Genomic DNA, 13,752 nt, shown 5'->3' with positions numbered 1-13,752 from the left:
CGACAGCTGGGAAGAGTTCTGATCGGGCGCGAACGCGGCCGAAACGGACCTGACAATCCCATGACAAAGAGGGCGGCTCGGTCAAACCGGGCCGCCCTTTTTTGTGCGAAGGGGAAAGAATTACCCAGCCCCGCGGATGGCGCGGTCCCGTCGGCGAGCGGCGCCGGGCCGGTTGTCGGGATGTGCGAAAAATCCCGCCGCGGCCGTGACCGGCCACGGCGACAGAAAAGTCCGGGAGACGAGTAGCGCAGGCGCTCAGGCTTGCAGGGCCTTGACGTCCTCGGTGGTCAGCGCCTTGCCGCCGATGCCCCATTCGCCGCTACCGAGTTCCTGAACCCGCACCCAGGTAACGCCGCGCATGGCCTCGCCCTCGATCTTGACCATGGTGTCGGTCACCTTCTCGATCATTTCCTTCTTCTGCGCCGCCGAGAAGACGCCTTCGATCAGCTGAATGTCGACGAGTGGCATGATCTTGCTCCTTTGATCTGGACCGGCCTGCCGCGATGTTTGAACAGGCGTTATGGTCGTAGCGTATTCCCTTGCGGTATACTGGGAGGATAGCGGGAGAATTCGGGGAGATCGCGTGGAGATATGCTAGGATCGTCGGCGGAGCACGCGCTCTACGGCGGTCGGACGATGCTTTATGTTTTCGAATCCTTCGAACTGGACGCCAGCCAGGTCGAGTTGCGGCGCAACGGCACGGTCGTTCCGGTCGAGCCACAGGTCTTCGCCCTGCTCGTTCTTCTCGTCGAAAACCGGGAGCGCATGGTCTCCAGGGACGAGATTGTCGAAAAAATCTGGGACGGGCGCATCGTCTCCGATTCGGCCATTACCAGCCGCATCAAATCGGCCCGCCGCGCGCTTGGCGACGATGGCAAGGCGCAGTGTTTTATCCGTACCGTGCACGGCCAGGGTCTGCGTTTCGTCGCCGAGGTCAGAACCGTCGCGTCGCAAGACTCGCGGCAACCAGCCTCGCCTTGCCGGAACGAATGGCCGATCAAGGTCGCGGAAGACGCCCGCCCGTCGATCGCCGTCCTTCCCTTCCGTTTGCTCGGCGCCGCCGGATCGCATGGCGCCATCGCCGATGCCCTGCCCCACGATCTGATCGCCGCGCTGTCGCGGCTGCGCTGGCTGTTCGTCATCGCGCGCGGGTCCTCGTTCCGCTTCCGCTCGCCCGATCCCGACGTTGGCGAGATCGGCGAGATTCTCAACGTGCGCTATTGTCTGTCGGGCATTGTCGAGGTTTTCGGGAATTCGACGACCGTCGTGGCCGAGCTCGCCGACACACGAACCGGCGGCGTCGTCTGGGGCGACCGCTTCGCCGCCCGGCTCGACGAGATTCACGAGATCCGCTCCCAGATCGTCGCCAACATCATCGCCGCCCTGGAGATTCAGATTCCACTCAATGAGGCCAATCTCGCGCGTTTGGGGGCGCCGGAAAACCTGGATGCGTGGTCCGCCTATCACCTCGGTCTTCAGCATCTTTACCGGTTCAACAAGAAGGATAACGCGGTCGCCGCAGGCCTCTTCGAAAGCGCGATCACCCGGGAGCCACGCTTCGCCCGCGCCCACGCCGGTCTGTCCTCGACCGCATTTCAGAACGCCTTTCTGCGCTACACCGACGACCCGCCGGGGGCCGTCGCGGCGGCGCGCCGCTCCGCCGAGCGCAGCGTCGAACTCGACCCGATCGATCCCTTCGCCAACTTCACCATGGGACGTGCCTTCTGGCTGACGGGCGATATCGACGGCAGCCTGTCCTGGCTGGACCGGTCCACCACGCTCAGTCCCAATTACGCGCAAGGCTTTTACGCCCGCGCCTGGGCGGACACGATTTGCGAACGCGACAGGAACGGCACCGAGAATGCCCGGATTGCGCTGTCGCTCAGCCCGCTCGATCCGTTTCGCTATGCGATGCTGGGGACGCGGGCCTTGGCCTGCATGATCCGCGGCGATACCGCGGAGGCCGCGAACTGGGCGGACCGGGCGGCGCGCTCGCCGGGCGCCCACGTCCTGATCGCCATGATCGCCGTCGTCGCCCATGCCTTGAACGGCGACGAGCGGCGCACGAAGCTCTGGGCCGCCGATGTGCGCGGCCGCCGCAACGACATCTCGCAAGCCCATTTCTTCAGCTCGTTTCCGTTCGGGGATAGCCCGCTGCGGCGCAATATCTCGAAATTACTGGCGGAGCAGGGATTTTAAGCCATCGGATAACGAAATGGAGCCGCGGCAGCCGCCGTCCCCGTGAGCCTTCAGCCCTTGCGAGCCGGCTTGGAGAAGCGCATTTGCGGTGCGGCCAGCCGCTCCGCCGGCCCCAGCCAGGCATAGGCCAGCAAACACGGGTCGAGGCCGCCGACGGTGATCCGGTGTTCATGGCCGGATCGATTGAGGATCAATGATCCGGGCGCATAGACCGCCACGTCGTTCTCCGACCAGGCGCCGGAGACCGACACATAGCTTTCCTCGATCTCGTGATGGCTGTGCTGGGGGTAGGTCGTGTTCGGCGCGAACAGGACCAGGCCGATGATGAGGCAATCGGCGCGAACCGGGCCTTGCGGCCCCAGCAATTCGCAATAGGCATATTGGCGCGCCAGATGTTGCGGTATGCGCGAATAGCCGTGCTCCCAGGTGATCTGTCCGCTGACCCGGTCAACGGCGCGGGCCAGCGCGGCCAGCGGACCGGTCGCGGCCATGTCGATGGCGCGTCCGAAATGCGCGACCACCGGGAGAGTATGCGGCTCGCGCGGACCGATCTCCGGGTCGTTGTCGATGATCCGGCTCAACGCCTCGCGAACCCGCCTGCGATGACCGCGGATGACGGCGCTGCCGCCGGCAGAGCCGCGTCGATAGACGTGGTCGAACTCGCGCAGGAGGTACAGCCAGTCGGGATTCGCACTGAGCACCATCGTCTACACCCGCTCCAGCGCGATCGCGATGCCCTGGCCGACACCGATGCACATCGTCGCCAACGCGCGGCGGCCGCCGGTCTCGGAAAGCTCCAGCGCCGCCGTGCCGGTGATCCGCGCGCCGGATGCGCCGAGCGGATGGCCGAGCGCGATCGCCCCGCCATTGGGGTTCACATGCGGTCCGTCCTCGGCGATGCCGAGTTCGCGCAAGACGGCGATGCCCTGGCTGGCGAAGGCCTCGTTAAGTTCGATCACGTCGAAATCGGAGGGTTTCAGGCCGAGGCGCTCGCACAGCTTCCGCGACGCCGGCGCCGGGCCGATGCCCATGATCCGCGGCGCCACGCCGGCCGTCGCGCCACCGAGAAGGCGGGCGATCGGCGTCAGGCCGTATTTGCGCGCCGCCGCCTCGGATGCGACGACCAGCGCCGCCGCCCCGTCATTGACGCCCGAGGCGTTGCCGGCCGTCACCGAGCCGCCCTCCTTGCGGAACGGCGTCGGCAGTTCGGCGAGCTTCTCCAACGTCGTGTCGGCGCGCGGGTGCTCGTCGGTGTCGACGAGGATCGGATCGCGCTTTCGCCGTGGAATGGTGACCGGCGTGATTTCCCTGGCCAGCCGGCCCGAGGCCTGCGCGGCGGCGGCCTTTTGCTGCGAGCGCAGGGCGAAGGCGTCCTGGTCGGCGCGACGCACGCCGAAATCCGCCGCGACGTTCTCGCCGGTTTCCGGCATCGAATCGACACCGTATTGCGCTTTCATCAGCGGATTGACGAAGCGCCAGCCGATCGTCGTGTCGTGGATCGCCGCGTTGCGGGAATAGGCCGTCTCGGCCTTCGGCATGACGAAGGGCGCCCGCGACATCGATTCGACGCCGCCGGCGATGGCGAGTTCCATCTCGCCGGCGCGGATCGCCCGCGCCGCCGAATGACAAAGCCGTCGAGCCGCAGCCGCGCCTCGCCGAGGCTCGTCAACGCCGTCTCGATCGCGATCCCGGTTTCGGCCTCCCTGGCCGCCGCCGTATCGCGCCGCTCCGTCAACCGGGCGCGGATCGCCGCGAAGGCCTTGGTCGCCACGTCGCCGGCAAAGCGCGCCTCCAGGGCGTCCAATGCCTCGATCTGCGCGGCGGCGTCTCGCACCCCCGACAATGCCCGCGCGATATCGCGAAAGCGGGCGTTTTCCTCGGCATAGAAACCCGCATCGGCGTCGCGAACCAGCCGCAACAGGCCACGCAGCTTCTTCAGGCGCTTGCGCGCGGCGTGGATGGCCGCATGCGGGTCGCCGCCATCGTCGCCCAGCTCGCGTCCGGCCTTGCGGAGCTGTTCGCCGGCGATCCGGCGAAACTCCGCGTCGAATGCCTGGCCCGGATCGATCCTGAATGCCATGCCCTGTTCCCCTTCGCGCCTTGGCCGACGTTCAAACGTCGTCCGGCCGGCCGTCGATGGCAAGCCGGGCGTTGGTGAAGCGCGCGTCGCCCGTCACCTCGCGGCCGAGAAAGGCCGGCAGATCCGGTCTGTCGCTTGCGTCGCGAAGTTCGATCTCGGCCATCACCAGCCCGGCGAGCGCGCCGGCAAAGACGTCGATCTCGACCCTGAACGCGCCGAGCGGCACGATATGGCGGGTCTTTTCCACCACGATCCCCACCCGGCTCTCGCGCAGCGCCTCGGCATCGGACAACGGAATCTCGTATTCGAACTCGCCGCGATCCATGCCGCCGCCGGTCTTGATCGTCAGTCGGGCGCTTGTCCCGTCCCGGATCCGCACCCGCACCGAGACGTTTTCGCGCACGAACAGATAGAACTGCTCGAGACGATACGTCTCGATGACCTGGCCGCGCCAGTCCTCTCCGGTCACCCGAAATTTGCGTTCGATCTCGCGTCCCATCATCGCCAAGACGCCCGCCGCGCCCACCCGGTTCCGCCGCGACCCCCGATCCATCGCCGCCGCAGCGCGAAACGGTGCTTCCAAGAACCGTCACAAATCTCTATATCGCGGCTCATGAGCACCATGCCCGCCAATACGCCGCTGTCCCACATCCGCAACTTCTCGATCGTCGCCCATATCGACCACGGGAAATCGACGCTGGCCGACCGTCTGATCCAGTCGACCGGCGGGCTGGAGTTGCGCGACATGAAGGAGCAGGTGCTCGATTCGATGGATATCGAGCGCGAGCGCGGCATCACCATCAAGGCCCAGACCGTGCGCCTGCACTATACGGCGAAGAACGGCGAGACCTACGTTCTCAACCTCATCGACACGCCCGGCCATGTCGATTTCGCCTATGAGGTGTCGCGCTCGCTGTCGGCCTGCGAGGGCGCGCTGCTCGTCGTTGACGCGGCGCAGGGCGTCGAGGCGCAGACGCTCGCCAATGTCTATCTCGCCCTCGACAACGATCTCGAGATCGTGCCGGTCCTCAACAAGATCGACCTGCCCGCCGCCGAACCCGACAAGGTCAAGGAGCAGATCGAGGAGGTGATCGGCCTCGACGCCTCCGAGGCGGTGATGATCTCGGCGAAATCCGGCCTAGGCATCGAGGACGTGCTGGAGGCGATCGTCCACCGCCTGCCCCCGCCGAAGGAAGGCGACCGCGCCGCGCCGCTGAAGGCGATGCTGGTCGACAGCTGGTACGATTCCTATCTCGGCGTCGTCGTGCTGGTCCGCGTCATCGACGGCGAGCTGAAGAAGGGCCAGGTGATCCGCATGATGGGCACGGACGCCAAGTATCCGGTCGACCGGGTCGGCGTCTTCACGCCCAAGATGGTCCAGGTGGACGCGCTCGGCCCCGGCGAGCTCGGCTTCATCACCGCCTCGATCAAGGAAGTCGCCGACACCCGCGTCGGCGATACCATCACCGAGGACAAGCGCCGCACGACGACGATGCTGCCCGGCTTCAAGCCGGCCCAGCCGGTGGTCTTCTGCGGCCTGTTCCCGGTCGACGCCGCCGATTTCGACGATTTGCGCGCCGCCATGGGCCGGCTGCGGCTCAACGACGCCAGCTTCTCCTTCGAAATGGAATCCTCGGCCGCGCTCGGTTTCGGCTTTCGCTGCGGTTTCCTCGGCCTCTTGCACCTCGAACTCGACCTCATCGCGACCGCCCCTTCGGTCGTCTACAAGATCCACCTCACCGACGGCTCGATACAAGAGCTGCACAACCCGGCCGACATGCCGGACGTGGTCAAGATCGACCACATCGAGGAGCCCTGGATCAAGGCGACGATCCTCACCCCGGACGAATATCTCGGCAACATCCTGACGCTCTGCCAGGAGCGGCGCGGCATCCAGGTCGATCTGTCCTATGTCGGCAAGCGCGCACTGGTCGCCTACGAACTGCCGCTGAACGAGGCGATCTTCGATTTCTACGACCGGCTGAAATCGATCTCCAAGGGCTATGCCAGCTTCGACTACCAGATGACCGAGTACCGCGAGGGCGACCTCGTCAAGATGGGAATCCTCGTCAATGCCGAGCCGGTCGACGCCCTGTCGATGCTGGTCCACCGCAATCAGGCCGAGCGGCGCGGCCGGGCCATGTGCGAGAAGCTGAAGGAACTGATCCCCAACCATTTGTTCAAGATCCCGATCCAGGCGGCGATCGGCGGCAAGGTGATCGCCCGCGAGACCATCTCGGCGCTCAGGAAGGACGTCACCGCCAAATGTTATGGCGGCGACGCCAGCAGAAAGCGCAAGCTCCTCGACAAGCAGAAGGAGGGCAAGAAGCGCATGCGCCAGTTCGGCAAGGTCGACATCCCGCAGGAGGCCTTCATCGCCGCCCTGAAGATGGATAGCTGATCCTGTGATCCGCCTCCATCCTCACGCCAAGGCGCGGATCGAGGAACGCGGGGCGAGGCTGAGGTGGTCGAGACAATCTTGAGCGGCGAGCGTTTCGAAGCAAATTTCGACCGGACCGGCTTTCGCCGCGACTTTCCGGGCTCTCATCGTCGGCGCGGCAAGACCTTCGACACGAAGCGGATCGAAGCTTATGCTGTCTTTGAAGATGGCGACTGGCTGGTGATCACCGTCATCGTCAAATTCTGGAGCATCTCATGAAGCTCACCTACGATCCGGCGGCCAACGCCGCCTACATACGCTTCAAGGACGAGCGCGTTGAGGTCGAGACCGTAGAAATCAGCCCGTCGGTGCTGATCGACCTCGCGCCCGACGGCTCCGTCTACGGCATCGAACTTCTCAACGCCAACGAACAACTGGCGGCGGGGGACGACGGCAAGTTCGTCGTCGTCGATTCCCTGAGCGGCGAGGAGCATTCGCTGAAAGTGGCGTGAGCAGATGATCGATCGGCGGCAAGGGGCGCGGCTCCCTTCCGCCTGAGCCTGAGCCTGTCGACGAACGACAGCAACCAAGAACCTTTAAGCGCAACACCAGCGGGGCCCCTGTCACAATCCGGCCCATCCGGGCGCGGAAACGCGAAGCCATGCCTTCATCCCGCCCGCCGCTTCGGCTAAGCACCGCGGCTCCACGTTCTCCCCGTCCCTTTTCATCTCCGGACGTCCTCGTCCGCCCGGCGCGTTCCGCCTGTTTCCAGAGCCTTTGCATGACACCGTTGTTTCCCGGCCTCGATTTCGGCACCACCAATTCCACGCTGGCGCTCGCGGCTCCCGGCGCGGCGCCGCGGCTGGTGCCACTGGAGGACGCGCATCTCACCATCCCCTCGGCACTGTTCTTCAGCTTCGAGGACGGCGAGACCTATGTCGGCCGCGCCGCGGTGTTCGAATATCGCGACGGCGCTGAGGGGCGCTTCATGCGGGCCCTGAAATCGATCCTCGGAACCTCGCTGATGGCCGAGACGACGCCCATCGGCCGCCAGCGCATGAGCTTCGAGGAACTGATCGGCCGGTTTCTCAGGCATCTGCGCGAACGGCTGGAGGAGGCCGCCACCGCCGACCCGGCCGCTGCCGGCGCCGCCCTCGATTCGATCGTGCTCGGCCGCCCGGTGCGCTTCGTCGACGAGGACGATGCGGCCGATCGCGCCGCCGAAGGGCAGCTGGAGGCCGCAGCCCGCGCGCAAGGGTTTCGCCACATCGAGTTCCAGTACGAGCCGGTCGCCGCCGCGCTCCATTACGAGCGGACGGTAACGTCCGAGCAACTCGCCCTCGTTGTCGACATCGGCGGCGGCACGTCGGATTTCTCGATCCTGCGCCTATCGCCGAACGCCACCGGCCGGGCCGCGAACCGGGTCGACCGCCGCTCCGACATCCTGGCCACCGCCGGCGTTCATGTCGGCGGCACGGATTTCGACCGCCTGCTCAACATCGCGGCGGTGATGCCGCATTTCGGCCTCGGCACGACGACCGCCGACGGCAAGCGGGCGATGCCGGTCTGGTACTTCAACGACATGGCGACCTGGCACCGGATCAACACGCTCTACACGGCCAAGAACAGCCGCGACATCCGAAGTCTGGAGCGCGAGGCCGCCGAACCGGACAAGCTCGCCCGCTATGCCCATCTCCTCGTCCACCGTTCGGGCCATCGCCTCGCCGGCGCGGTGGAGGCGGCCAAGATCGCCCTGACCGAGGAAACCGAAGCGAGCGTCGCGCTGCGCGAGCCGGGACTTGCGCTCGACCTGCCGGTGACCCGCGCCGCCTTCGAGGCGGCGACGGCCGAGCTCAACGGCCGCATCGCCGGCGCGATCGACGCGGCCCTTGCCAGCGCCGGGGTCGCGGCCGGATCGATCCAGACGGTGATCCTCACCGGCGGCGGCGCGCTGGTGCCGGCCGTGCGCGCCGCCGCCACCCGGCGCTTTCCCGGCGCCGCCATCGCCCAGGCGGACGAGTTCGGCAGCGTCGGGCTCGGGCTGGCCCTCGATGCCGCCCGGCGATTCGCCTAGGCGGCGTTCGCTAAATGGCACGCGCGACCTATAACGTCACGGATGACGGATTGACGCTGAACTGAACCAAAGGACCGGATCGTGAGCATCGGACTGATCGCGCTTCTCGACGACATCGCAGGCCTCGCCAAGGTGGCCGCCGCCTCGCTCGACGACGTCGCCGCGCAGGCCGCCAAGGCGGGCACCAAGGCCGCCGGCGTGGTCATCGACGACGCCGCGGTGACGCCGCGCTATGTCACCGGATTCAAGCCGGAACGCGAGCTGCCGATCATCTGGCGCATCACCCTCGGCTCGCTCAAGAACAAGCTCGTCTTCCTGTTGCCGGGCGCGCTATTGCTTGGCTATTTCGCGCCCTGGGCAATCACTCCGCTGTTGATGCTCGGCGGGCTCTATCTCAGCTACGAGGGCGCCGAGAAGGTCTACGAAGCGCTGTTTCCCCACAAGGCTCACGCCCATGAGGCCAAGCTTACCGGCGCCAAGACCGACCCGAGGGCGCTGGAAAACCAGAAGGTCGCGAGCGCCGTCAAGACCGATTTCATCCTCTCTGCCGAGATCATGGCGATCACCCTCGCCGGGCTTCCGGAGGGCGGCCTCGCCATGCAGGCCGCGGTTTTGGCGATCGTCGCCATCGGCATAACGGTGGTCGTCTATGGCGGCGTCGCGCTGATCGTCAAGGCCGACGATGTCGGGCTCGCCATGGCCAAGAGCGACACGTCTTCGGCGCTTGCTCCGGTGATTAGGGCGATCGGCCGCGGCCTCGTCGTCGGCATGCCGGTCTTCCTGAAGTTGCTGGCCGTCGTCGGCACCGCGGCGATGATCTGGGTCGGCGGCGGCATCATCGTCCACGGCCTCGAGGAATACGGCTTCACCACCATCGGCCACACGATCGAAATCGGCGCCGAGGCGGCGGTCCATGCGATCGGCGAGTTCGGCGGCTTCGTCCATTGGCTGGTGGCGGCGGCCGGCGCAGGAGTTGTCGGCCTCATCGTCGGCGCGGCACTGATCCCGATCGTCGGGGCGGTCGTCGCGCCGCTGTGGAACGCCGTCAACGGCGGGAAGGACGCGCCGGCGCATTGAGATCGGCGGGCGGCAAGGCCCGCATCGCCCCACGCTTGAGCCCGGCCAAAGCGGCCGATCGTCAGCGGGGACGATCGCCGTTCCATTGTCGCGCCATCGGCGGCAGCAGACCGAGAAGATCGGCCGCGCGCCGGGCGATCTGGTCGATGATCTCGTCCAAGGTCGCCGGTTTCAGATAGAAGGCCGGGCTCGGGGGCGCAACGATGGCGCCCATCTCGGTCACCGCGCACATCGCCCGCAAATGACCAAGATGCAGCGGCGATTCGCGGGCGATCAGCACCAGCCGGCGCCGCTCCTTCAGCTGCACGTCGGCGGCGCGGACGAGCAGATTGTCGCTCAGCGAATTCGCGATCGCGCCGAGACTGCGCATCGAACAGGGCGCCACGATCATCCCGGCGACCGGATAGGAGCCCGACGCCACCGTGGCGCCGAGATCGTCGATCGCATGACGTCTGGTGGCGAGGCCGTCGAGCCGGGCCAGCGCATCGGGGCCGACTTCCTCGTCAAGGGTCTGCTCGGCGCCGCGGGTGACGATCAGTTCGACCGGCACCGCCGCCGCGCTCAACAGCTCGGCCAGGCGCAGGGCGATCGCCGCGCCGGACGCGCCGCTGACGCCCAGGATAACGGGGGCGGCGCTCATGTCGGCAGCTCCTTCGATCCGACCAGTGCGAGCCGCTCGCAGAACCGCGCCGCCTCTTCAGCCAGGGAGGGCGGCATATCCAGCACCTCGCCCCATTCGCGCCGGGTCTCGGCGCCGATCTTGTTGGTGGCGTCGATCCCCAGCTTGCCGCCGAGACCAGGCTCGGGCGAGGCGAAGTCGAGATAGTCAATCGGCGTCCGCTCGATCACCATGAGATCGCGCGAGGGGTCCATGCGCGTCGCCAACGCCCAGGAAATGTCGGACCAGCTTCCGGGATCGATGTCGTCGTCCACGACGATTATCGTCTTTGTGTAGGAGAACTGCGCCAGCATTCCCCACAGCGCCATCATCACGCGCCGGGCCTGTCCGGGGTAGCGCTTGCGGATCGCAATCACCGCCATGCGGTAGGAGCACGCCGCGGGCGGCAGCCACAGATCGACGACCTCCGGAATCTGACGGCGGATCATCGGCAGCGCCAGACTGTTGAAGACCTCGCCGATCACCGCCGGCTCGTCCGGCGGGCGGCCGGTGAAGGTGGTCAGATACAGCGGGTCGCGTCGCATGGTGATGGCGCTGATCCGCATCACCGGGAAGGGCTCGACCGCGTTGTAATAGCCGGTGTGGTCGCCATAGGGACCTTCCGGCGCCGTTTCGGTCGGCGAGACCCAGCCTTCGAGCACGATCTCGGCCTCGGCGGGCACCATCAGCGGCACCGTGCGCGCCGGGGTCAGCGCCTGGCGTTCGCCGCGCAGCACGCCGGCGAAGCGGAGTTCCGCGATCCCCTCGGGCAGCGGCAGGGCGGCGGACAGCATCGTCGCCGGGTCGGTCCCGATCGCAACAGCCACCGGCATCGCCTCGCCCCGTTCCGCCCAGGCGCGATGGTGGGCCGCGCCGCCGCGATGCGCCAGCCAGCGCATGATCGCGCGATCGCGGCCGAGCACCTGCATGCGGTAGACGCCCATATTGGTCCGGGCGGTGTCCCCGGCCTCTGTTTCCGGCGGACGGGTGATCACCAGCGGCCACGTGATCAGCGGTGCGGGCTCGCCCGGCCAGCAGGTCTGCACCGGCAGGCGGCCGAGGTCGACATCGTCGCCCTCAAGAACCGTATGCTGCACGGGCGCGCGCTTCACTAGGCGGGGCCGGGTCGCCAGCGCCGAGCGCAGCATCGGCCAGCGCGAGAACGCGTCGCGCATCCCTTCGACCGGAGCGGGCTCACGCAGCGCGGCCAGTAGTTCGCCCAGTTCCTCGACCCTGTCGAGTGTCAGTCCAAGCCCCGCCGCTACCCGCTGCCGCGTGCCGAACAGATTGGCGACCACCGGCATCGTCGTGGAGTGGCCCAGGCGGTCCGTCGCCGCGTCGAAGCGCAGCGCCGGGCCACCCTGGCGCAGCACATGGCGATGCACCGCCGTCATCTGGTGTTCGAGCGAAACGGGTTCAGCCACCCGCACCAGGTCGCCCGAGCGGTCAAGATGGCTGAGGAACTCGCCGAGGTTGGCGAAGGGGGGCAGGTCGCGGATCGGCATCTTTCCTCTTGGTCCGCCCTGATACCCCGCCGATCGGTTCGCCGGACTTGATTTCGATCAAGGATGAAAGGAGGCATCGCCATTACCCCAAACGTCATGAACGTCGCGACTTCGATACCCCATTTCCCGACAGCGGCCGCGCGCCTGCTCGCGCCGCTCCCCCCCGGTCCCCTCTCGCTGATCCTGGGACGCGCCGCTCGCGACTTGGCGGAGCACCATCCCGGCCTGTTCTCCCGTCTCGGCCCGCATGCGGAAAAGCGCTTTCTGATCGACCCGACGGATCTGCCATTCGCCTTTCTGCTCTGCCCCCGGCCCACCCGTCCCAGCATCGAAGCGCTGAGCCGTTCGACCTCCGCCGACTGGGATTGCCGGATCGCCGGGCCGCTGGCCGCGCTCATCGGCATGATCCACGGCGCCTATGACGGCGACGCGCTGTTTTTCTCGCGCGACATCGCCATCGAGGGCGACACCGAGGCCGCGCTGGCGCTGCGCAACGCGACCGACGATGCCGAGATCGACCTGTTCGACGCGGTCGCCGAAAGTCTCGGCCCGCCGGGCCGCGCCATGGGGCGCCAGTTACGTCCGCTGGTACGGGTGGCGGAACGGATCACCGGGGTCGCGCTGATGCGGCCGGAGATCAACGCATGAGCGGGCCGGCGCTGGAACTGGTCTGCCCTGCCGGTACGCCTGCGGCGTTGCGCGCGGCCGTCGACGCGGGCGCGCATACGATCTATTGCGGCTTCGCCGACGAGACCAATGCCCGCAATTTTCCCGGCCTGAATTTTTCGCGCGAGGAGATGGCCGCCGGCGTCGCCTACGCCCACAGGGCGGGCGCCAAACTCTTGATCGCGATCAACACCTTTCCGCGCGCCGGGTCGGAGGACCTCTGGCACCGCGCGGTCGACGACGCCGAAGCGGTGGGGGCCGACGCGGTGATCCTGGCCGATCTCGGCCTGCTCGCCTATGCCGCCGAACACCGGTCGGGACTCCGACGGCATCTCTCGGTCCAGGCGGCGGCCGCCAACCCCGATGCGATCATGTTCTACGCCGAGGCGTTCGACGTGAAGCGGGTGGTGCTGCCCCGGGTGCTGAGCGTCGAGGAGATCGCCGCAATCAACCGCGACATCGACGTCGAGACCGAGGTCTTCGTTTTCGGCGGGCTTTGCGTGATGGCCGAGGGGCGCTGCTCGCTGTCTTCCTACGCCACCGGACGATCACCCAACATGCACGGGGTCTGCTCGCCCGCCAGTCACGTCGTCTATGGCGAGGAGCAAGAGGAACTGGTCTCACGCCTCGCCGGCTTCACCATTCACAAGGTCGCCAAGGATGCACCGGCCCCCTACCCGACGCTTTGCAAGGGATGCTTTTCGGCCGGGGGCCACACCGGCCACGTCTTTGAGGATCCGATCAGCCTCGACGCCGCCGAGTTGATCCCCCGGCTGGCCGAGGCCGGGGTGACGGCGCTGAAGATCGAGGGTCGCCAGCGCAGCCGCGCCTATGTCTCCGCGGTGGTGAAGAGCTTCCGCCGGGCCACCGACGCGATCGCCGCCGGACGGCCCGTGCCGGTCAGCGAATTGGCGCATCTTACCGAGGGGCAGACGAGCACGCTCGGCGCCTATCGCAAGATCTGGCGCTGACACCGGCGCCGTGAGCAAGGGAGCGCGACGATGCGCCTGACACTGGGCCCGGTGCTCTATAACTGGCCGGCGGACGAATGGTCCGACTTCTATGCGCGGATCGCCGACGAGGCGCCAGTCGACCGGGTGGTGGTCGGCGAGG

General features: G+C 67.2%; 14 protein-coding genes and 2 pseudogenes. 9 read left to right on the top strand and 7 right to left on the bottom strand.

All coding sequences use genetic code 11. The features are described 5' to 3' along the window. Positions 1–255: 255 nt before the first annotated feature. The gene (locus tag MJ956_RS14350) at positions 256–468 is read right to left on the bottom strand and encodes a tautomerase family protein (RefSeq protein WP_206456087.1); all 213 of its coding nucleotides are present in this window, start codon (positions 466–468) and stop codon (positions 256–258) included. 168 nt (positions 469–636) lie between these two features. On the opposite strand from MJ956_RS14350, the gene MJ956_RS14345 reads away from it, so the two are divergent. Beyond that, positions 637–2,199 (top strand): winged helix-turn-helix domain-containing tetratricopeptide repeat protein, encoded by a 1,563-nt coding sequence (locus MJ956_RS14345; RefSeq protein WP_253965124.1) that lies wholly within the window; start codon positions 637–639, stop codon positions 2,197–2,199. 50 nt (positions 2,200–2,249) lie between these two features. Here the strand turns inward: MJ956_RS14345 and MJ956_RS14340 are convergent, their stop codons facing one another. The 4 genes and pseudogenes from MJ956_RS14340 to MJ956_RS14325 all read right to left on the bottom strand — a co-directional run bounded on the left by MJ956_RS14340 (position 2,250) and on the right by MJ956_RS14325 (position 4,862). After that, the gene (locus tag MJ956_RS14340) at positions 2,250–2,903 is read right to left on the bottom strand and encodes a dimethylsulfonioproprionate lyase family protein (RefSeq protein WP_253965123.1); all 654 of its coding nucleotides are present in this window, start codon (positions 2,901–2,903) and stop codon (positions 2,250–2,252) included. A 3-nt stretch (positions 2,904–2,906) separates the two neighbouring features. Next, a complete protein-coding gene (locus MJ956_RS14335; protein WP_479768643.1) occupies positions 2,907–4,043 on the bottom strand; it encodes an acetyl-CoA C-acyltransferase in 1,137 nt (378 codons plus the stop codon). Then, positions 3,926–4,279: pseudogene (locus tag MJ956_RS14330) on the bottom strand (CHAD domain-containing protein); the annotation flags it as partial. The pseudogene MJ956_RS14330 and the gene MJ956_RS14335, both read right to left, overlap by 118 nt. Before the next feature lie 31 nt (positions 4,280–4,310). Further along, entirely contained in the window at positions 4,311–4,862 is a 552-nt protein-coding gene (locus MJ956_RS14325; RefSeq protein ID WP_341482731.1) for a CYTH domain-containing protein, read from the bottom strand. Positions 4,863–4,901: 39 nt separating this feature from the next. Between MJ956_RS14325 and lepA the strand changes: the two genes are divergently transcribed. From lepA to MJ956_RS14300, 5 genes are all read left to right on the top strand, one after another. Next, positions 4,902–6,680, top strand: coding sequence for a translation elongation factor 4 (gene lepA, locus MJ956_RS14320; RefSeq protein WP_253965126.1), 1,779 nt, complete (start codon positions 4,902–4,904; stop codon positions 6,678–6,680). Positions 6,681–6,743: 63 nt separating this feature from the next. Further along, positions 6,744–6,938 carry a hypothetical protein gene (locus MJ956_RS14315; RefSeq protein WP_253965122.1) on the top strand — a complete coding sequence of 65 codons (195 nt, stop codon included), beginning with the start codon at positions 6,744–6,746 and terminating at the stop codon, positions 6,936–6,938. After that, positions 6,935–7,171 (top strand): DUF2283 domain-containing protein, encoded by a 237-nt coding sequence (locus MJ956_RS14310; protein ID WP_253965121.1) that lies wholly within the window; start codon positions 6,935–6,937, stop codon positions 7,169–7,171. Before MJ956_RS14315 ends, MJ956_RS14310 begins: the two co-directional genes overlap by 4 nt. Positions 7,172–7,440: 269 nt before the next feature. Then, on the top strand, positions 7,441–8,733 hold the full coding sequence (locus tag MJ956_RS14305; RefSeq protein WP_253965120.1) for an Hsp70 family protein: 1,293 nt from the start codon (positions 7,441–7,443) through the stop codon (positions 8,731–8,733). An 81-nt stretch (positions 8,734–8,814) separates the two neighbouring features. Next, positions 8,815–9,810 (top strand): DUF808 domain-containing protein, encoded by a 996-nt coding sequence (locus MJ956_RS14300; protein WP_253965119.1) that lies wholly within the window; start codon positions 8,815–8,817, stop codon positions 9,808–9,810. A 61-nt stretch (positions 9,811–9,871) separates the two neighbouring features. Here MJ956_RS14300 and MJ956_RS14295 read toward each other — a convergent pair whose 3' ends face one another. Together MJ956_RS14295 and MJ956_RS14290 are read right to left on the bottom strand one after the other, a co-directional pair. After that, the gene (locus tag MJ956_RS14295) at positions 9,872–10,450 is read right to left on the bottom strand and encodes a UbiX family flavin prenyltransferase (RefSeq protein ID WP_253965118.1); all 579 of its coding nucleotides are present in this window, start codon (positions 10,448–10,450) and stop codon (positions 9,872–9,874) included. Next, positions 10,447–11,973 (bottom strand): UbiD family decarboxylase, encoded by a 1,527-nt coding sequence (locus MJ956_RS14290; RefSeq protein ID WP_253965117.1) that lies wholly within the window; start codon positions 11,971–11,973, stop codon positions 10,447–10,449. Before MJ956_RS14290 ends, MJ956_RS14295 begins: the two co-directional genes overlap by 4 nt. A 63-nt stretch (positions 11,974–12,036) precedes the next feature. Here MJ956_RS14290 and ubiT point away from each other — a divergent pair, with 63 nt between their 5' ends. The 3 genes and pseudogenes from ubiT to MJ956_RS14275 form a co-directional block, all read left to right on the top strand. Beyond that, on the top strand, positions 12,037–12,621 hold the full coding sequence (gene ubiT, locus MJ956_RS14285) for a ubiquinone anaerobic biosynthesis accessory factor UbiT (protein WP_253965116.1): 585 nt from the start codon (positions 12,037–12,039) through the stop codon (positions 12,619–12,621). Between the two features lie 11 nt (positions 12,622–12,632). After that, positions 12,633–13,610, top strand: coding sequence for a ubiquinone anaerobic biosynthesis protein UbiU (gene ubiU, locus MJ956_RS14280; protein ID WP_253965125.1), 978 nt, complete (start codon positions 12,633–12,635; stop codon positions 13,608–13,610). A 30-nt stretch (positions 13,611–13,640) separates the two neighbouring features. Continuing rightward, a pseudogene (locus tag MJ956_RS14275) lies at positions 13,641–13,752 on the top strand (U32 family peptidase); the annotation flags it as partial.

Origin of the sequence: Aurantimonas marianensis (genome assembly GCF_024195285.1) — a bacterium.
GTDB lineage: Bacteria > Pseudomonadota > Alphaproteobacteria > Rhizobiales > Rhizobiaceae > Aurantimonas > Aurantimonas marianensis.
Note: the sequence above shows the minus strand (reverse complement) of the source record. Positions and strands in the feature narration are given on the sequence as shown.

What these genes read in the sequence shown, in the direction of transcription:
- MJ956_RS14310 (WP_253965121.1), top strand. Translation starts at nt 6,935, where the DNA reads ATGAAGCTCACCTACGATCCGGCGGCCAACGCCGCCTACATACGCTTC.
- MJ956_RS14305 (WP_253965120.1), top strand. Translation starts at nt 7,441, where the DNA reads ATGACACCGTTGTTTCCCGGCCTCGATTTCGGCACCACCAATTCCACG.
- lepA (WP_253965126.1), top strand. Translation starts at nt 4,902, where the DNA reads ATGCCCGCCAATACGCCGCTGTCCCACATCCGCAACTTCTCGATCGTC.
- MJ956_RS14295 (WP_253965118.1), bottom strand. Translation starts at nt 10,450, where the DNA reads ATGAGCGCCGCCCCCGTTATCCTGGGCGTCAGCGGCGCGTCCGGCGCG.
- MJ956_RS14345 (WP_253965124.1), top strand. Translation starts at nt 637, where the DNA reads ATGCTTTATGTTTTCGAATCCTTCGAACTGGACGCCAGCCAGGTCGAG.
- MJ956_RS14340 (WP_253965123.1), bottom strand. Translation starts at nt 2,903, where the DNA reads ATGGTGCTCAGTGCGAATCCCGACTGGCTGTACCTCCTGCGCGAGTTC.
- MJ956_RS14290 (WP_253965117.1), bottom strand. Translation starts at nt 11,973, where the DNA reads ATGCCGATCCGCGACCTGCCCCCCTTCGCCAACCTCGGCGAGTTCCTC.
- ubiT (WP_253965116.1), top strand. Translation starts at nt 12,037, where the DNA reads ATGAAAGGAGGCATCGCCATTACCCCAAACGTCATGAACGTCGCGACT.
- MJ956_RS14350 (WP_206456087.1), bottom strand. Translation starts at nt 468, where the DNA reads ATGCCACTCGTCGACATTCAGCTGATCGAAGGCGTCTTCTCGGCGGCG.